This window comes from Agromyces sp. NDB4Y10 (assembly GCF_001620055.1).
GTDB classification, from domain to species: Bacteria; Actinomycetota; Actinomycetes; order Actinomycetales; family Microbacteriaceae; genus Agromyces; species Agromyces indicus.
Genome location: NZ_LQGY01000069.1, coordinates 55,400 through 72,784, shown reverse-complemented (window position 1 = coordinate 72,784; position 17,385 = coordinate 55,400). Strand labels below are relative to the sequence as shown.

Annotated in this window: 20 protein-coding genes and 1 tRNA gene; 8 read left to right on the top strand and 13 right to left on the bottom strand. The window is 71.9% G+C overall.

Going from position 1 to position 17,385, the window contains the following annotated elements; translation table 11 throughout:
* Positions 1 to 9: 9 nt before the first annotated feature.
* From AVP42_RS15890 to AVP42_RS15865, 6 genes are all read right to left on the bottom strand, one after another.
* A complete protein-coding gene (locus AVP42_RS15890; RefSeq protein WP_067950774.1) occupies positions 10 to 681 on the bottom strand; it encodes a response regulator transcription factor in 672 nt (223 codons plus the stop codon).
* Entirely contained in the window at positions 678 to 1,874 is a 1,197-nt protein-coding gene (locus tag AVP42_RS15885; RefSeq protein WP_067950772.1) for a sensor histidine kinase, read from the bottom strand. The genes AVP42_RS15890 and AVP42_RS15885 overlap by 4 nt, the downstream gene beginning before the upstream one ends.
* 24 nt (positions 1,875 to 1,898) lie before the next feature.
* Positions 1,899 to 2,795, bottom strand: coding sequence for an ABC transporter permease (locus tag AVP42_RS15880; RefSeq protein ID WP_082847351.1), 897 nt, complete (start codon positions 2,793 to 2,795; stop codon positions 1,899 to 1,901).
* Complete coding sequence (locus tag AVP42_RS15875; protein WP_067950770.1) at positions 2,792 to 3,691, bottom strand: ABC transporter ATP-binding protein; 900 nt, start codon at positions 3,689 to 3,691, stop codon at positions 2,792 to 2,794. The genes AVP42_RS15880 and AVP42_RS15875 overlap by 4 nt, the downstream gene beginning before the upstream one ends.
* A gap of 158 nt (positions 3,692 to 3,849) precedes the next feature.
* Positions 3,850 to 4,854, bottom strand: coding sequence for an isopenicillin N synthase family oxygenase (locus tag AVP42_RS15870; protein ID WP_067950768.1), 1,005 nt, complete (start codon positions 4,852 to 4,854; stop codon positions 3,850 to 3,852).
* A 276-nt stretch (positions 4,855 to 5,130) separates the two neighbouring features.
* The gene (locus tag AVP42_RS15865) at positions 5,131 to 5,865 is read right to left on the bottom strand and encodes a LysE/ArgO family amino acid transporter (RefSeq protein WP_067950766.1); all 735 of its coding nucleotides are present in this window, start codon (positions 5,863 to 5,865) and stop codon (positions 5,131 to 5,133) included.
* A gap of 69 nt (positions 5,866 to 5,934) precedes the next feature.
* Between AVP42_RS15865 and AVP42_RS15860 the strand changes: the two genes are divergently transcribed.
* A complete protein-coding gene (locus AVP42_RS15860; protein WP_067950765.1) occupies positions 5,935 to 6,840 on the top strand; it encodes a LysR family transcriptional regulator ArgP in 906 nt (301 codons plus the stop codon).
* 25 nt (positions 6,841 to 6,865) lie between these two features.
* On the opposite strand, the gene dgt is transcribed toward AVP42_RS15860, so the two are convergent.
* The 3 genes from dgt to AVP42_RS15845 all read right to left on the bottom strand — a co-directional run bounded on the left by dgt (position 6,866) and on the right by AVP42_RS15845 (position 10,165).
* Positions 6,866 to 8,377 carry a dGTP triphosphohydrolase gene (gene dgt, locus AVP42_RS15855; protein WP_067950763.1) on the bottom strand — a complete coding sequence of 504 codons (1,512 nt, stop codon included), beginning with the start codon at positions 8,375 to 8,377 and terminating at the stop codon, positions 6,866 to 6,868.
* Between the two features lie 14 nt (positions 8,378 to 8,391).
* Positions 8,392 to 9,609, bottom strand: coding sequence for a pyridoxal phosphate-dependent aminotransferase (locus AVP42_RS15850; protein WP_067950761.1), 1,218 nt, complete (start codon positions 9,607 to 9,609; stop codon positions 8,392 to 8,394).
* A 133-nt stretch (positions 9,610 to 9,742) separates the two neighbouring features.
* Positions 9,743 to 10,165, bottom strand: coding sequence for a hypothetical protein (locus tag AVP42_RS15845; protein WP_067950759.1), 423 nt, complete (start codon positions 10,163 to 10,165; stop codon positions 9,743 to 9,745).
* A gap of 266 nt (positions 10,166 to 10,431) precedes the next feature.
* On the opposite strand from AVP42_RS15845, the gene AVP42_RS15840 reads away from it, so the two are divergent.
* The 5 genes from AVP42_RS15840 to rplA all read left to right on the top strand — a co-directional run bounded on the left by AVP42_RS15840 (position 10,432) and on the right by rplA (position 13,231).
* A tRNA-Trp gene (locus tag AVP42_RS15840) sits at positions 10,432 to 10,504 on the top strand.
* A 40-nt stretch (positions 10,505 to 10,544) separates the two neighbouring features.
* Positions 10,545 to 10,820 carry a preprotein translocase subunit SecE gene (secE, locus tag AVP42_RS15835; RefSeq protein WP_067950757.1) on the top strand — a complete coding sequence of 92 codons (276 nt, stop codon included), beginning with the start codon at positions 10,545 to 10,547 and terminating at the stop codon, positions 10,818 to 10,820.
* A 68-nt stretch (positions 10,821 to 10,888) separates the two neighbouring features.
* The gene (nusG, locus tag AVP42_RS15830) at positions 10,889 to 11,812 is read left to right on the top strand and encodes a transcription termination/antitermination protein NusG (protein ID WP_067950755.1); all 924 of its coding nucleotides are present in this window, start codon (positions 10,889 to 10,891) and stop codon (positions 11,810 to 11,812) included.
* A gap of 154 nt (positions 11,813 to 11,966) precedes the next feature.
* Positions 11,967 to 12,395, top strand: coding sequence for a 50S ribosomal protein L11 (gene rplK, locus AVP42_RS15825; protein ID WP_067950753.1), 429 nt, complete (start codon positions 11,967 to 11,969; stop codon positions 12,393 to 12,395).
* Between the two features lie 146 nt (positions 12,396 to 12,541).
* Complete coding sequence (rplA, locus tag AVP42_RS15820) at positions 12,542 to 13,231, top strand: 50S ribosomal protein L1 (protein ID WP_067950751.1); 690 nt, start codon at positions 12,542 to 12,544, stop codon at positions 13,229 to 13,231.
* A gap of 63 nt (positions 13,232 to 13,294) precedes the next feature.
* On the opposite strand, the gene AVP42_RS15815 is transcribed toward rplA, so the two are convergent.
* The 3 genes from AVP42_RS15815 to AVP42_RS15805 form a co-directional block, all read right to left on the bottom strand.
* Complete coding sequence (locus tag AVP42_RS15815) at positions 13,295 to 13,513, bottom strand: hypothetical protein (RefSeq protein ID WP_067950749.1); 219 nt, start codon at positions 13,511 to 13,513, stop codon at positions 13,295 to 13,297.
* A complete protein-coding gene (locus AVP42_RS15810; protein WP_067950747.1) occupies positions 13,510 to 13,752 on the bottom strand; it encodes a DUF2188 domain-containing protein in 243 nt (80 codons plus the stop codon). The genes AVP42_RS15815 and AVP42_RS15810 overlap by 4 nt, the downstream gene beginning before the upstream one ends.
* Before the next feature lie 136 nt (positions 13,753 to 13,888).
* Complete coding sequence (locus AVP42_RS15805) at positions 13,889 to 14,158, bottom strand: acylphosphatase (protein WP_067950745.1); 270 nt, start codon at positions 14,156 to 14,158, stop codon at positions 13,889 to 13,891.
* Between the two features lie 83 nt (positions 14,159 to 14,241).
* Between AVP42_RS15805 and AVP42_RS15800 the strand changes: the two genes are divergently transcribed.
* Entirely contained in the window at positions 14,242 to 14,604 is a 363-nt protein-coding gene (locus AVP42_RS15800; RefSeq protein WP_067950743.1) for an iron chaperone, read from the top strand.
* Positions 14,601 to 15,848, top strand: a complete 1,248-nt coding sequence (gene glsA / locus AVP42_RS15795; protein ID WP_197467053.1) for a glutaminase A — start codon at positions 14,601 to 14,603, stop codon at positions 15,846 to 15,848. Before AVP42_RS15800 ends, glsA begins: the two co-directional genes overlap by 4 nt.
* 94 nt (positions 15,849 to 15,942) lie before the next feature.
* Here the strand turns inward: glsA and AVP42_RS15790 are convergent, their stop codons facing one another.
* Positions 15,943 to 17,310 (bottom strand): NAD-dependent succinate-semialdehyde dehydrogenase, encoded by a 1,368-nt coding sequence (locus AVP42_RS15790; protein ID WP_067950742.1) that lies wholly within the window; start codon positions 17,308 to 17,310, stop codon positions 15,943 to 15,945.
* Positions 17,311 to 17,385: the final 75 nt, after the last annotated feature.

Genomic DNA, 17,385 nt, shown 5'->3' with positions numbered 1-17,385 from the left:
ACGGGGTCGTCAGAGCAGCCCGAGCTCCATCGCGCGCGTGACCGCACGCGTGCGGTCGCTCACCTCGAGCTTGGCGAACACGTTGATCAGGTGGGTCTTCACGGTCGCCTCGCCGATGTGCAGCAGGCGCGCGATCTCGGGGTTGGAGCGCCCGTCGGCGACGTGGCGCAGCACCTCGAGCTCGCGAGGCGACAGCGACGGCGCCGCCCGGCCCGCGGCGGCCGCCCCCTCGCGGACGCGCGTCACGAGCTTCGCCGCGATCGACGGCGCGAGCACCGTCTCGCCCGCGGCGACCGAGCGGATGCCGGCCAGGATCTCCTCCTGCGGCGCCGCCTTCAGCAGGTACCCGCTCGCGCCCGCCTCGATCGCGGCGAGGATGTGGTCGTCGGTCTCGTACGTCGTGAGGACGAGCACGCGCGTGCCGGCGCCCGCCTCGGCGAGGATGCGTTCGGTCGCCGCCGCGCCGTCGAGCACGGGCATGCGCAGGTCCATCAGGACGAGGTCGGGGCGCAACTCGGCCGCGAGCGCCGCGGCCTCGGCGCCGTCGGCGGCCTCGCCGACCACCTCGATGCCGGGCTCCGACTCGAGCAGCGCGACGATGCCCGACCGGACGATGGGGTGGTCGTCGGCGACGACGACGCGGATGGGCTCGGCGCCGTCCCCGGGTGCTCGCACGGTCATGACGTGACTCCCGTCGGATCGTGGGGGGCGGTGGTCGCGGCATCCGCCCTCGGCACGGTCACGCGCAGCACGGTGCCGCCGGACGCGCCGCGACCGAACTCGACGCGGCCGCCGACGAGCGCGACGCGGTCGCGCATGCCGGCGAGCCCGAAGCCGCCGTCGACGGCCGCCACGTCGCCCGGACCGACTCCGTCGTCCTGCACCTCCAGCGTCACGGCGCCGGCGTCGACCGCGACGCGCACCTCCGCCGCCGACGCGTGCGCGTGCTTGCGCACGTTCGCGAGTCCCTCCTGCGCGCAGCGCAGCAGCACGACCTCGAGTTCGCGGTCGAGGTCCGCGGCATCCGTCGTCGCCGTCACCCGGACCCCGGTCTCGCGCTCGAACGACGTCGCGAGCCGCCGCAGCGCCTCGGCGAGTCCGGCGCCCGGATCGACGGGCGCGAGCGAGGCGACCAGTCCTCGCGCCTCCGTGAGGGCCTCCCGGGCCATCTGCTCCATGAGCTCGAGATCGCTGCGAGCGGATGCCGCGCCCGCGCCGTCGACGCCGTCGAGCCGCCGCTCGGCACGCTGCGCGACCATCACGAGACCGGTGAGGCTCTGCGCGATCGTGTCGTGGATCTCGCGCGCGACCCGGGCCCGCTCGTCGGCGACGCCCGCGTCGCGATGGACGGCGGCGAGCTGGCCCTGCGCCGCCTGCAGCTCGTCGAGCAGCCGGGCGCGTTCCTCGCCGTACATCGCGATCCGGGTGATCCAGAGGCCGAGGGCGATGCTGAACCCGACCGAGAGCGCGGCGATCGCGGTGCCCGTCACGAGCCCGGCGGGCCAGTGCCGGATCGCGTAGCCGGCGACGATCGCGACCGCGATGAGGAGGTTCGCGACGATCGCGGCGCGCGTCGACGGCGAGGTCGACCAGACGAACGGGTAGAGGAACGCCTGCAGGATCGCGAACGACGGCTCGATCGTGGTGCCGACGGCGAGGATCACCGCGTAGGCGATCGCGACCGCGAGGTGACGGCGGCTCGACGCCACCGGCACGCACCCGCGGCCCCACGCGAGGTGGACGAGCAGGAACGCCCCGGCCGCCGCCCAGGTCGCCGCGTCGTCCGTCCCGTACGGCGGGTCGAGCAGGCTGATCGCGACGATGACGGCCGCGACCGCCACCGCCGCGGCATCCCACCACCGCACGTTCTGCATCGACTCAGGCTCCCACAGCGGCCGTCAGGCGTCCCGGCGGATCCAGCGGAACGTGAGGCGGCTGACGACCAGCCCGACGATCAGCCAGGCGAGCAGCACGAGCGCGACCCAGCCGAGGTCCCACGACTCGTTCTGCTCGAGGACCGCGAAGTCCTCGGGGAGGAACACGGCGCGCATGCCCTGCGCCATCCACTTCAGCGGGAACAGGCTCGCGAGGTTCTGCATCCACTCCGGCAGCGCGTAGAACTGCAGGTAGACGCCCGAGATGAACTGCAGCACCAGCAGGATCGGGATGACGACCGCCGCCGCCGACTTGCCGGACCGCGGCACCGACGAGAGCGCGATGCCGAGCAGCGCCGACGTGGCGACGCCGAGCACGAACACCCAGGCGAAGGTCGCCCACTTCTCGGGCTCGGTCGGCAGGGCGATCCCGAACAGGGTCGCCGCGGCGAGGAGCAGCAGGGCGGCCTGGAGCAGGCCGGTCACGAACACCTGGCCGAACTTGCCGAGGAAGTACGACACCGGCGAGAGCGGTGTCCCGCCGAGGCGCTTCAGCGTGCCGTCCGACTTCTCCATGGCGATGTCGATCGCCAGGTTCTGCACGCCCGAGAGCAGCATGCCCGCCGCGAGCAGGCCCGGCAGGTAGTACGCCCCGACCGAGATGCCCTCGGCTCCCGGCCCGGGCTGGATGTCGCCCGAGGAGCTGAACGCGGCGGTGAAGATGCCGAGCATGATGAACGGGAACAGGAAGGTGAAGAACACCGCGTCCGGGGTTCGGAAGTAGCCCACCACCTCGTATCCGATGCGACCGATGCCGACGGCGAGCCGGCCGGGCCGGGTGCCGCGTCGACGGCGGGCGTCGGGGGCGGTCGAGCGGATGTCGCGGGCGGTGCCGTCGGCGCGATCGGTCGTGGTGCTCATGCGAGCGCCTCCTCGTCATCGGGGGCGACGCTTCCCGTCGCGCCCACCATCCCCAGGTAGATGTCCTCGAGGCTCGGGCGGATCACCTCGAGCCCGTCGGGATCGCCGCCCAGGTCGCGCGCGACGGCGGCCACGAGCTCGGCGGGCCGCTCGGTGCGCTCCTCGCGGAGCACCCCGTCACGGTCGCGCCAGCGCACGATCGGCACCCGCGCCTCGGCGCCGCCGATCTCGCCGATCGGAGCGACCTCGACGAGCCGGCCGCCGACGATCACGCCGGCGCGGTCGCCGAGCTGCGCGGCCTCGTCGAGGTAGTGCGTGGTGAGCAGGATGGTGGTGCCCTCCTGCTTGAGGGCGCGGATGAGCGTCCAGAACTCGCGCCGCGCCTCCGGGTCGAACCCGGTCGTGGGCTCGTCGAGGAACAGCAGCTCCGGCCGGCCGATGATGCCGAGCGCGACATCCACCCGACGACGCTGACCACCGGAGAGCTTGGCGACGCGCGTGCGCGCCTGCGGCTCGAGCCCGACGGCGGCGATGACCTCGTCGACGTCGCGAGGGTCGGGGTAGAACCGGGCGAAGTGGGCGAGCTGCTCGCGGACGGTGTACCGGCCGGGTTCGGCGGCCGACTGCAGCACGATGCCGATGCGGGCCTTCCAGTCGAGGCTGCCGTGGGCGGGGTCGGCGCCGAGCACGCTCACCTCGCCCGCGGTGCGGAGCCGGTAGCCCTCGAGGATCTCGATCGTCGTCGACTTCCCGGCGCCGTTCGGACCCAGGAGGGCGAACGTCTCGCCCCGGCCGATGTCGAGGTCGATGCCGTCGACCGCGGCCTTGCCGCCGTAGTCCTTGCGGAGCCCGCGCACCCGTACGGCGGGGGCGTCCGATGTCGCGATCTGGTCCATGCTCCCGATCCTGCCCGCCCGCCCCGGGCCGCGGTAGCCGTGATCCGGTCGATTCCGCCCTCCACCGACCGGTGGATGCCGACGTGCCCGACGATCGAGTGTCCACATCGTGCGGGTCCGGTGCTCCGCGACCCGCATCGAGTGGACACTCGATCGGATCAGGCCCCGACCAGCAGGTGCGGGTGCTGCGCCTCGACCACGTTCGGGTGCGCGCGCAGCCGGCTCTTCAGCCAGTTCTCGCCGAAGACCGCGTGGAGCGGGTTCGCCGGGTCCTGCGTGACCCCCGCCGCCTCGGCCGCGAGCGCCGGCGGGAGCTCGATGGTCGGGATCGTGGCGTCGAGGGCCGGTCCGTGGAAGTAGGGGATCGAGATCCGCTCCGTCCCGGGCGCGGGGGAGACCACGCGGTGCAGCGTCGCCTTGAGGTACCCGCCGGTGGCGATCTCGAGGAGCTCCCCGATGTTCACCACGAACGCGTGGGCGGGCGGGGTCACGTCGATCCACTCGCCGTCCTTCTCGACCTGCAGCCCGGCCTTGCCCTCCTCGACCGAGAGGAGCGTGAGCACCCCGAGGTCCTTGTGGGCGCCGACGCCCTGCGCGGGCTGCTCGGCCTCGACGCCGGGGTAGCGGGCGATCTTCATGTACGGCGACGGGTTCCGGAACGCCTCGTCGAACGTGTCGGCGGGCGCTCCGAGTGCCTCCGCCCAGGCGCGCAGCAGGCGCGAGCTCACCTCGTCGAGCCGGGCGATCCACTCCTCGGCGACCTCGCGCAGCTCGGGCAGCGCCTCCGGCCACAGGTTCGGGCCCTGCAGGATCCAGTAGTCGGGGGTGTCGGGTCCGGCGGGCACGGCGGGGCGCTCGGCGCCGATGTCGATCTGCTCGCGGATGTCGACGCGGCCGAGCGTGCGCTCTCCGCCCATGCGCGTGTAGCCGCGGAAGTGCGGGCTCGTGACGTTCTCGATCGCGAGCTTGTGCGACTCGGGCAGCGCGAAGAACGCGTGCGCCACCTCGTACGCGCGGTCGATCAGCTCAGCGGGGACGCCGTGGCCGACGAGCGAGAAGAAGCCCACCTCGTGGGTCGCGCGGCGCAGTTCGTCGCGGAACTGCGCCTGCTGCTCGGCGGTGCCGTTGAGGAGGGAGAGGTCGAGGACGGGGATGCCGGACATGTGCTGGTCCTTTCGAGGGTGCCGGGGATGGGTGCGCCGACGACGAGGCGGCCCCGGCATCCTTCGACGTCGGCTCGTGGCATCCGTTTCGATGGCGGTGCCTCGAAGAGCGGATGCCGCTGAGCTGACGCGGACGCGTCGGATGCGGCGTGAGCACGGGGGCTGCGGTCGGCGGCGCGGAGGAATCGCGCCCTGGGATCGTCGGGGAGACGATCGCCTAACGGCGACAGCAGCGACAGGACTTGGTGCTCACGATGACGCACACGGTAGCACGACTCAGGTGGGCAGCACGAGCGAGACCGCGATGGCGAGCATCACGACGGCGATGATGCCGTCGAGGATGCGCCAGGCATGCGGGCTCGCCAGCACCCGGCCGAGCAGGCGGGCGCCGTACGCGAGCGAGAAGAACCAGACGAGGCTCGCGAGCATCGCGCCGACGGCGAAGGTCCAGCGGAGGTCGCCGTACGTGGCGCCCACCGAGCCGAGCAGCACGACCGTGTCGAGGTAGACGTGCGGGTTCAGCCAGGTCAGCGCGAGGCACGTGAGCACGACGGGGAGCACCGCCGTCGGCCGGGCGATCACGCCGGTGGTCGAGGAGGATGCGCCGGCGCCCGCCCCGGTGGTCGAGTAGGACGCGTCAGCGCCCGCCCCGGTGGTCGAGTAGGACGCGTCAGCGCCCGTATCGAGACCAGCGGCTCCGTCCTCCGCGACGAGCCCCGCCTCCGTCCCACGGATGGCCCGCCGTGCCGCGAGCACCGCGTATCCCACGAGGAACGCCGCGCCCGCCCAGCGCGCGACGCCGACCAGCCACGGCATCGCCTGCAGCGCCGCGCCCATGCCGCCGACGCCCGCGCCGATGAGCACCGCGTCGGAGATCGCGCAGATCGCGGCGACGACGAAGACGTGCTCGCGGCGGATGCCCTGCCGCAGCACGAACACGTTCTGCGCGCCGATCGCGACGATGAGCGAGAAGCCGAGGCCGAGGCCGGCCACGAGCACGCTGAGGTCCATGGCGTCAGGCTACGCAGCGCGCGGGATCAACTCCAGCTCAGGATTCTTCAGGAGCATTAGCATTGCTTCATGCAGATCCCGCTCGACCTGGCGCGCACGCTCGCCGCCGTGGTCGACGCCGGCACGCTCGAGGCGGCGGCCGCCGAGCTCAGCATCACGCCGTCGGCCGTCTCGCAGCGCCTCAAGCAGCTCGAGCAGCGACTCGGTCGAGTGCTCGTCGTGCGCTCGAAGCCGGTCCGCACCACCGAGGCGGGTGCCGCGGTCGTCCGCCTGGCTCGCCAACTCGCCCTGCTCGAGCACGACGCGCTCGCCGCGTTCGGCGGCGACGACGCGGCATCCGCTCGCCCCACCACCGTGCCCCTCGCGGTCAACGCGGACTCGCTCGGCACGTGGTTCCTGCCGGCGCTCGCGCGGATCGCCGAGCGCCACCGCGTCGTCTTCGACCTGCACCGCGACGACCAGGACTTCACCGCCGAACTCCTCGAGTCGGGCACCGTCATGGGTGCCGTCACCTCCCGAGCGGCGGCGGTCGCGGGCTGCGTCGTCCGCCCGCTCGGGGTCATGCGGTACACCGCCGTCGCGACGCCCGGCTGGGTCGCGCGATGGTGTCCCGAGGGGGCGGATGCCGCGGCGCTCGCCGACGCGCCCCGGGTCGACTTCGATCGCCGCGACGACCTGCAGGGCGAGTACCTGCGGCTGCTGGGGACGGATGCCGCGGAGCCGCCCCGGCACTACGTGCCCGCCTCGAACGACTTCGCCACGGCCGTGAAGCTCGGACTCGGGTGGGGCCTGCTGCCCGGATTCCAGTCCGACGACGAGCTCGCCGACGGTCGTCTCGTCGCCCTCGGCGGGCCGCCCATCGACGTCCCGCTGTACTGGCAGCAGTGGAACCTCGGCTCGCCCCTGCTCGACGCGATCGCCGAGGGCATCACCGCCGAGGCGCGCCGCGCCCTGCGGCGTCCGCCGGTCGAGTAGGACGCGGAGCGCCCGTACCGAGACCTCAGAGGTTCTGCCCGATGTCCCACAGCCGGTCGGGGCGACCGTCGATCGCCTCCGACACCGCGAGCGCCTGGTCGTCGGACAGCGACGCGACGTAGTCGATCACGCCGCGGCCGACCCCGAGCGCCGGCACGTCCGCGGCATCCGGGACGGGCACGCCCTCGGGTCGCGTCTCGCGCAGCTGCGCGTACCCGTCGGTGGCGATCTCGACCAGCTCCTTCAGTCGCTGCGGGACGCGGTCGCGGTCGTCCTCGTCGTGCACCCACGCGGTGAGCCCGTTGACCGCGCGGGTCAGCACCCGGCTGAGCCCGCGCTGGTACATGACGATGTCGGACCGGTCGAGGATGAAGTGACGGTGCACGAACTTCAGCACCTCGACCTCGTGCCACGCCCGCACGTCGAGCGTCACGGGACCGGCCCGCACGACGCCCTCGGGCGACGGCACGACCGAGGACTGCAGGTGGTCGATCCACCGGTTCGCGAACGACGACAGCGCCCGTTCGGAGGCGATCGAGCCATCGAACGGCATCGCGAGCAGGCCGTCGACGAGGTCGTCGGCCACCACGGACACCGCCTCGCGGAACGCAACGTCGTTCGCGATCCACGGGTCGCTCGCGTGCATCTTGCGGCGCAGCGCCTCGAGTGCGCTGCCGGGCGGGGCGGTCCGCCCGCGGAGCGCGTCGGCCTCGAGGTCGCGGAGCTGGGCGGTGAAGTCCATCCAGCCGCGGAACTCGCGCGCCACCGCGCCCTGGCTGAGCAGGCCCGCGCGGTAGAAGTCGTCGACGTCGTGGATGGAGTACGCGATGTCGTCGGCGATGTCCATGACGGAGCACTCGAGCGACTGGGTGAGCGGCGGGTGGCCGCGGCGCGCCTCGTGGAAGTCGGCGGCGTCGATGCCGTACGTCGAGAACTTCAGCACGTCGACCCCGTCGGGCGTGCGACGCAGGCCGCGGGGGAGGGGGCCGTCGCCGAGGGCCTCCACGTCGAGGTAGCGCGTCCACGGGTACTTCGCGACCGCCGTGCGGACTGCGGCGGTCAGGTTGAGCCCGCGGGGCGCCGCCTCGCTCACGTCGAGCGAGGCGAGGATGCGGTACGTCTGCGCGTTGCCCTCGAAGCCGTCGGTGAGGCCCAGCCGCTCGCGCGCGAGCCGGTCGAGCACGCGCTCGCCGAGGTGCCCGAACGGCGGGTGTCCGAGGTCGTGGGCGCTCGCGGCCGCCTGCACGACGACCGCGTCGCAGCCGTGCTCGAGGGCGAGCGATCGGGCGGGGGACGCGGCATCCGTCAGCTTGACGGCGATCGCGCGCGCGACCGCGGTCACCTTGATCGAGTGGGTCAGGCGGTTGTGGATGAGCGGCCCGGCCCCGGGCTGCGCGATGACCTGCGTCACGGCCGACAGCCGGGAGAAGTACGGCGAGAACCGGATCCGCTCGAGGTCGAGGCGGAACTGCGAGTGCTCGCCGACCACGTCGGCGCTGCGGCGCGGTTCGTGGACGCGTCGCGTCGCGCGATCCATCGGCGGCACCCGGGTCAGCCGAACAGGCGCTGCAGGCGCTGGACGCCCTCGAGCAGCGGCTCGTCGCCGAGCGCGTAGCTGAACCGCAGGTACCCGCTCGGGCCGAACGCCTCACCGGGCACGGCCGCGACCTCGGCGCGCTCGAGCATGAGGTCGGCGAGCTCGAGGGAGGTCGTCGGCGTGACGCCGTCCCACTCGCGGCCGAGCAGGCCCGTGACATCCGGGTACACGTAGAAGGCGCCCTGCGGGACGGGCACCGCCATGCCGTCGATCTTCGACAGCTCGGCGACGATCAGGCGCCGGCGGCGGTCGAAGGCCTGCCGCATCCGCTCGACGGGCTCCTGGGGCCCGGTGAGGGCCGCGATCGCCGCGCGCTGCGAGATGTTCGACACGTTCGACGTGAGGTGCGACTGGAGGTTCGCGGCGCCCTTCATGACGTCGGCGGGGCCGACCATCCAGCCGAGGCGCCAGCCGGTCATCGCGTACGTCTTGGCGACGCCGTTGACGAGGACGGTGCGGTCGGCGAGCTCCGGCACGGCCTCGACGATCGACACGGCCCGCGGCGCGGGCCCCCCCTCGTCGTCGGCGTACGTGAGGTTCTGGTAGATCTCGTCGGTCACGACCCAGATGCCGTGCTCGAGCGCCCACTCGCCGATCTCGCGGACCTGCTCGGGCGAGTACACCGCACCGGTGGGGTTCGAGGGCGAGACGAACAGCAGCACCTTGGTGCGGTCGGTGCGCGCCGCCTCGAGCTGGTCGACCGTGACGAGGTAGCCCTGGTCGCTGCCGGCGAACACGTCGACCTGCGTGCCGCCCGCGAGCTTGATCGCCTCGGGATACGTGGTCCAGTACGGCGTGGGGACGAGCACCTCGTCACCCTCGTCGAGCAGCACCTGGAAGGCCTGGTAGACCGCCTGCTTGCCGCCGTTGGTCACGACGACCTGGCCGATGCCGACCTCGAGCCCGGAGTCGCGCAGGGTCTTCGCTGCGATGGCCTCGCGGAGGTCGGGCAGGCCCGCCGCGGGCGTGTACCGGTGGTTGCGCGGGTCGCGGACCGCCTCGAGCGCGGCCTCGACGATGTGCTCGGGCGTGGCGAAGTCGGGCTCGCCCGCGGCGTACGAGATCACCGGGCGGCCCTCGGCCTGCAGGGCTTTCGCCTTCGCATCGACCTTCAGGGTCGCGGACTCGGCGATGGCGGCGATGCGGGCTGAGAGACGTCGCTGTTCGTTCACGCGACCAGCCTAGGGTTTGCGCCCGTCCGTGTCAGCGGATGCCGCGGGGAGCCCGCCCGCCCGCACGGAGCGGCGCCGCGGCAGTGCCCCCAGCCGCGGCGCCGGCGCCCGCCCCCACGGGCGCGCCCTGTGCTCAGTCGTTCCGGACGGCCAACTCCCTGCCGTGGACGGTGAGCGCGTAGATGACGAAGACGTCGAGCACGATGACGATGAGCGACCACCACGGCTGGGCCGGGAGGAGGAAGACGTGGCCCACCGCGTTCAGCGACGCGAGCACGACGGCGACGACGCGGGCCCACGTGGCGCCGGTGAACAGCGCGAGCGCGACGAGGATGAGGACGATCCCGAGGATCAGGTGCCACCAGCCCCACCCGGACACGTCGAGCAGGAACAGCGTGCCGCTCGTCACGACGAAGTACGCGTCGGGCTGCAGGATGGCGATGAAGCCGTAGATCGCGTCGATCGCGCCGGCGATCAGCAGGATGGTCCCGGCGAACCAGCCCCAGCCGATCCAACCGGTCACGCGGACCTCGTCCGCGGCGGAACGAGTGCTCATGGCGGTGCCCCCTTCCGTGCGGTGGCGGGGCGGCCTCCGGCCCGCTCGCCGTACGCGCGTCACGGTAATCCCGAGGCGGATGCCGCGGGCGGGACGTTCGTCCCGCGGGATTCCGGGCGGTTTGGTGCCGCTCCCGGCGTCGCATACACTTGGTGAGGTTGTTGAAGTCAGCCAAGATCTTCTGCGCCTTCTTCCGGGTCACCGCCCGTCGGGAGGAACGGGATCGGCGGCTTCGATCCATGTGATCCGCCGGTTGCGGGTCGCATAGGGCGGTGGCTCAATTGGTAGAGCAGCGGTCTCCAAAACCGCAGGTTGCAGGTTCGAGTCCTGTCCGCCCTGCGAGCCGGCCGGCGTCGGCCGGCCCATGAAAGGTGTACGAGTGGCCCGGAAAGTGATCGACGAACCCAGCGAGGAGATCGTCGCCGATGCCAAGCGCGAACGCGCGGCACGGCGCAACCCCTTCGCCCGGATCGCCCTGTTCATCCGGCAGGTCATCGGCGAGCTGAAGAAGGTCGTCACCCCGACGCGCAAGGAGCTGTTCACCTTCACCGGTGTCGTGCTGGTGTTCGTGGTGATCATGATGGCGATCGTCTGGGGTATGGACCAGGTGTTCGGCTGGCTGGTTCTGTACGTCTTCGGACAGCCGGGGGTCTGATCGGGCCGTCGGCCCGATACCCGCCGCCGTCTCCGGGCGGCACGGCAGAAGAGAAGGATTGAGGAACAGTGTCGAGGAACGAGCGCGAAGACGTCGACTGGGCCACGGCCGCTGAGCAGTCGTCCGAGGTCGAGGAGGCCCAGGAGGGCGCCACGCAGGAGCACGACGAGGACTCGGTCGAGCCCGCCGAGCACCGCGCGGTGCACGTCGTCGACGACGAGGGCACCGAGGTCGACCTCGACGCCGTGCTCGACTCGCTGGCCGAGGCGACCGACCCCGAGGCCGACGCCGTCGTGGACGACGCCCTCGACATCGACTCCGCCGACGAGGCCGAGGCCGCATTCGAGGCCGTGACCGAAGAGGACGAGGAGCACGACCCCTACGAGGCGTTCCGCAACGAGCTGCGCTTCCTCCCGGGCAAGTGGTACGTCGTCCACTCCTACGCCGGGTTCGAGCGTCGCGTGAAGGCGAACATCGAGCAGCGTCGCGAGACCATGGCCATGGCGGAGTTCATCCACCAGGTCGAGGTCCCGATGGAGGACGTCGTCGAGATCAAGAACGGCCAGCGCAAGATGGTCACGCGCGTCCGCGTGCCCGGCTACGTGCTCGTCCGCATGGACCTCAACGAGGAGAGCTGGTCGGTCATCCGCCACACTCCCGGCGTCACCGGCTTCGTCGGCAACGCGCACAACCCGACGCCGCTCCGCTTCGAGGAGGCCTTCAACATGCTAAAGAGCCTCGTCGACATCAAGGACGTCGCTCCCGCCAAGGGTGCGAAGGGTGCCGCCGCGGGCGGTGCCGCGCGCCAGATCCCCGCCGAGGTCGACTTCGAGATCGGCGAGACCATCACCATCAAGGACGGCTCGTTCGCGGGCCTGCCCGGCACGATCAACGAGATCAAGCCCGAGAGCGGCAAGCTCACCGTGCTCGTCTCGCTGTTCGAGCGCGAGACGCCGGTCGAGCTCAGCTTCGACCAGGTCACCAAGCTCTAAACCGAACACAGCATCCGCGCAGCGACCCTCCGGTATCATCGGAGGGTTGTGCTGCGTTCCGCACACACCACAGACCACCGCAACCCGGAACCGCCGGGACCTGCGGGAGAGTGCCCCGGCCCAGGCCGGGCGTTCGAACAGGAAGAGAGAAATCATGGCACCGAAGAAGAAGGTCACGGGTCTGATCAAGCTTCAGATCAAGGCCGGCGCCGCCAACCCCGCCCCGCCGATCGGTCCGGCGCTGGGTCAGCACGGCGTCAACATCATGGAGTTCTGCAAGGCGTACAACGCCGCCACCGAGGCGCAGCGCGGCAACGTCATCCCCGTCGAGATCACCGTCTACGAGGACCGCTCCTTCACCTTCGTCCTGAAGACCCCGCCCGCCGCGGAGCTCATCAAGAAGGCCGCCGGCGTCGCCAAGGGCTCGGGCGTCCCGCACACCACCAAGGTGGGCAAGATCTCGGCCGACCAGGTCCGCGAGATCGCCGAGGCCAAGATGGTCGACCTCAACGCCAACGACATCGACGCCGCGTCGAAGATCATCGCCGGCACCGCTCGCTCGATGGGCATCACGGTCGAATAGCCGACTCGCCCGGGTCTCGGTACGGCGCTTGGCGCCGACTCGACCACCGGGCTGACGGATGCCACGCGGCATCCGTCACCACAGAACTCTCATTCGTGGCAGCGCCCGCCAGGCGCGATGACCACACTCTCGCAAGGAGAACCAACATGGCACAGAAGTCCAAGGCCTACCGGGCCGCGGCCGAGAAGATCGAGGCCGGCAAGTACTACACCCCGACCGACGCCGTCGCGCTCGCGAAGGAGACCGGCTCGGCGAAGTTCGACTCGACCGTCGAGGTCGCGCTGAAGCTCGGCGTCGACCCCCGCAAGGCCGACCAGATGGTGCGCGGCACCGTCATCCTCCCGCACGGCACCGGCAAGACCGCCCGCGTCATCGTCTTCGCGACCGGCCCGGCCGCCGAGGCCGCCATCGCGGCGGGCGCCGACGAGGTCGGCGGCGCCGAGCTCATCGAGAAGGTCGCCGGCGGCTACACCGCGTTCGACGCGGCCGTCGCCACCCCGGAGCTCATGGGCCAGGTCGGTCGTCTCGGCAAGGTCCTCGGCCCCCGCGGCCTCATGCCGAACCCGAAGACCGGCACCGTCACCCCCAACCCGGCCAAGGCCGTGGAAGACATCAAGGGCGGCAAGATCGAGTTCCGCGTCGACAAGCACGCCAACGTGCACTTCGTCGTCGGCAAGGCCTCGTTCACGCAGGAGCAGCTGAACGACAACATCAAGACCGCGCTCGAGGAGGTCGTCCGCCTCAAGCCGTCGAGCGCCAAGGGCCGCTACATCCAGAAGGGCGCCGTGTCGACCACGTTCGGCCCCGGCATCCCGCTGGACGTCAACGCCATCTGAGTCGCCTGACTCGTCACGAGGGGCCCGCCGGTTCGCCGGCGGGCCCCTCGTCGTTCCCGGAGGCTACTCGGTCGACTCCGGCGCGTCGTCGAGGTCGATCTCCTCGCCAGCCAGGTCGTTGTCCGCGTACATCGGCTCCTGCTCGCGGGGCGACCCACCGGTCGGCCCGTCGTTGCCGTCGCCGGTGCCCGGCAGGACGGTCTCGCCCGCGACCGCGTCGTTCACCACGGTCTCCTTCGCCTCCCGGTCGGCCTCGATGAAGTCGTCTCGTCGATCGGTCATGCGTCCGCCTCCTCTGCTCGCGCGCGGTCGTCCGCGCCCGCCTCGTCCTCATCGGTGATCACGCCGGTCTCCTCCGCCGGGATGATCCGGTGCTCGGTGCCGAGCGACGCGGCGAGCTCGCGCCCGGCGTCGATCGCCTCGTCGCGCGTGCGGAAGCTCCGCGAGCGCTCGGGCTCGCCGATCACCCGGTTGACCCACTGTCCGCGCTTGGACATCGTCTCGACATCGCCCTCGGCCATGGGCACCTCCTCTCGGTCCGCCGGCAGTCGTCGACCGCCGACCGTCCCAGTCAAGACCGGCACGCCTCGGACCGACAGGCGTTGACACGCTCCCCGCCGGACGTCACGCGCCGCGGGCCATGGGCGGCGGCATCCGTCAGCTGACGACGCGGAAGCCCCGCTCGCCCGTCGGCGCGAGGTCGGCGGTGCTCATCGAGGTGACGTCGGCACCGGGCGGGCCCTCGTCGAGCCACGACAGCATGGCGTCGACCGCGGCGGCCTCGCCCTCGATCTCGGCCTCGACGGCGCCGTCCGAGCGGTTCTTGATCCATCCGGAGACGCCGAGCCGCTGGGCCTCGACGCGCGCGCTGAACCGGAAGCCGACCGCCTGCACGCGGCCGTGGACGATGACGCGCTGTCGGATCATGCGACCCCCTCGTCCCGAGGGTAGACCCGCCGACCCGGCGACGCACGGATGCCGCCGCGCGAGCCCCGCGTAGCATGAGCCGCATGGGCGAGGTCGACGAGTACGTGGCGGGGCTCGACGAACCGGCGAGGTCCGCCATCGCGGCGGTGTACCGGGTGGCGCGGGCGACCATCCCGGACGCGGTCGAGGGCCGGGGCTACGGCATGCCGGCGCTGCGCTACCGCGACGCCGCACTGCTCTCGGTGATGCAGGCGAAGGCGCACCTCGGGCTGTACCCGTTCAGTCCCGCCGTGATCGCAGCGCTCGCCGACGAGCTGGCGGGGTTCGACACGGCCAAGGGCACGATCCGGTTCACCCCGCAGCATCCGCTGCCCGATGACCTGGTCGAACGACTCGTGTCGCTGCGGCGCGACGAGATCGACGCGTCCGTCGGCGGTCGCCGGTGAGCGGCAACGAGCGGCCGCGGCTCCTGGGCGCCGCCGTCGACGAGGAGCTCACCCGGGCGCTCGGCCGGGTCGTGGAGTCGGTCGACGGCGGGAAGGTCGCCGACGGCATCCCGGAACTCGCCGACGTGGACCCCGACCGGTTCGGGGTGTCGGTCGCGAGCGTGCTCGGACGCGTGTACGGCGCGGGCGACACCGGGGTCGGGTTCACGATCCAGTCCGCCTCGAAGCCGTTCGTGTACGCGTTCGCGTGCGAGACGGTCGGCACCGACGCCGTGCACCGCAGCGTCGGCGTGGAACCCAGCGGCGAGCCGTTCAACGCGATCAGCCTCGACGAGCTCGGTCGGCCCGAGAACCCGTTCATCAACGCCGGCGCGATCGTGACGACCTCGCTCGTGCCGGCGGCGGACGCCGAGGAGCGGTTTTCACGCATCCACGAGGCGCTGTCGCGATTCGCCGGCCGCGAGCTCGACGTCGACGAGGAGGTGTACACCTCGGAAGCCGACACCGGCCACCGCAACCGGGCGCTCGCGGGCCTCGCGCTCGCGGCCGGATCGCTCGCGACCGACGACGTCGACAGCGCGACCGACCCGTACTTCCGCCAGTGCTCGCTCATCGTCACCACCGAGGACCTCGCGCTCATGGGGGCGACGCTGGCGAACGGCGGCGTGCACCCGCTGACGCGCGACCGCGTCGTGGGCGAGCGGGCCGCCCGCGACACGCTCTCGGTCATGGCCACGTGCGGCATGTACGACCGCTCCGGGTCCTGGGCGTTCCGGGTCGGGATGCCGGCCAAGTCGGGCGTCGGCGGCGGGATCGTCGCCGTGCGGCCCGGCGAGTTCGGCGTGGGCGTGTTCAGCCCGCCCCTCGACGAGGCCGGCAACAGCCTCCGCGGGGTCGCGATGCTCGAAGAGCTGTCGGCCCGCTTCGGCCTGCACATGTTCGACCACCTGCGCGTCCCGGCGTCGCCCGTCGGGTCGGCGACGGTCGACGAGGAGACCCGCTCGGTCACGCTCGAGCTTCGCGGCGAGCTCGACTTCCTGGCGGCCGAGCAGGTCGTGCACGACGCAGGCCGGCTCGTGGAGCACGTCGACGCGCGCACCCTCCGCCTCGACTTCGACGACGTGACCTACGTCAGCGAAGTGGCTGAGCGGCTGCTGCGCGCGACGGCCGCCGCGGCCGAGGAGGCCGGCCTCGACGTGCAGTTCCCGGGTGCGCCCGAGGGCATCGACCCCGGCATCCGCTAAAGCGACGACGCCGTGCAGACGACGCCGCGGACGGCGCCGCGCAGACGACGACGCGCCCCGCAGCGGATGCCGCGGGGCGCGTCGGACGGGGCGATCAGCCGATGCGGATGAGCTTCTTGTTCACGAACTCGTCGGCGCCGAACCGGCCCAGCTCACGGCCCGAACCGGAGCGCTTCACGCCGCCGAAGGGCAGCTCCGCGCCATCCGCGAGCACGACGTTCACGAAGACCATGCCGGCCTCGATCTGGTCGGCGACGCGGAGCGCCTGCTCCTGGTCGGTCGTGTAGACGTACGAGCCCAGGCCGAAGGGGATGTCGTTCGCGATGCGGACCGCCTCGGACTCGTCCTTCGCGCGGTACACCTGCGCGACCGGCCCGAAGAACTCCTCCTTCGACGCGGGGTTGTCGCTCGCGACATCCGTCAGCACCGTGGTCTGGAAGAAGGCGCCGTCGCGGCCGCCGCCGTGCACGAGCTTCGCGCCGTGCTGCACGGCGCGCTCGACCTGCTCGGCGAGGCCCTCGGCCGCACGCAGCGACGACAGCGGACCGAGCGCCGAGTCCGACGAGGTCGGGTCGGTCGCCTCGACCTCGGCGATCTTCGCCGTGAACTTCTCGAGGAACGGCTCGTACAGCTCGTCGATCACGATGAAGCGCTTGGCCGCGTTGCAGGACTGACCGCTGTTGTCGAGACGCGCGTCGACCGCGTTCTGCACGGCCTCGTCGAGGTCGTCGGTCGACAGCAGGATGAACGGGTCGGAACCGCCGAGCTCGAGCACGACCTTCTTCAGGTGCTTGCCCGCGACCGCGGCGACCGCGGCGCCCGCGCGCTCGGAGCCGGTGAGCGACACGCCCTGCACGCGCGGGTCGGCGATGACCCGCTCGATCTGGTCGTGCGAGGCGTAGATGTTCACGTACACGCCCTCGGGGGCGCCCGCGTCGCGGAAGATCCGCTGGATCGCCTCGGCCGACTCGGGGCACTGCTCGGCGTGCTTCAGCAGGATCGTGTTGCCGATGATCACGTTCGGGCCGGCGAAGCGCGCCACCTGGTAGTACGGGAAGTTCCACGGCATCACGCCGAGCAGCACGCCCAGCGAGGAGCGCCGCACGACCGCGGAGCCCTCGCCGCCCTGCAGCTCGATGGGCTCGTCCTTCAGGAACTCGGCCGCGTTGTCGGCGTAGTACGTGTAGATGTCGCCCGCGAAGTCGGCCTCGGCGAGCGCCTGCTCGATGGGCTTGCCCATCTCGCGGACGATGATCTCCGCGAGCTCCTGGCGGCGCTCCACGTGCAGCTCGCCGACGCGGCGGATCAGGGCGGCGCGCTCCTCGACCGTGGTCGACTTCGACCAGGTGCGGTGCGCCTCGTCGGCGGCGGCGATCGCGGCCTCCAGCTCGGCGTCGGTGATGGTCGGGTACGTCTTGACCGTCTCTCCGGTGGCCGGGTTGACGACGGCGTAGTTCGTCATGGGACTCCTCTGGATGATGGTGCACGTGACTCGCCACCCGGTCGGCGACGACGGTGCACGCCACTCCCAAGCCTA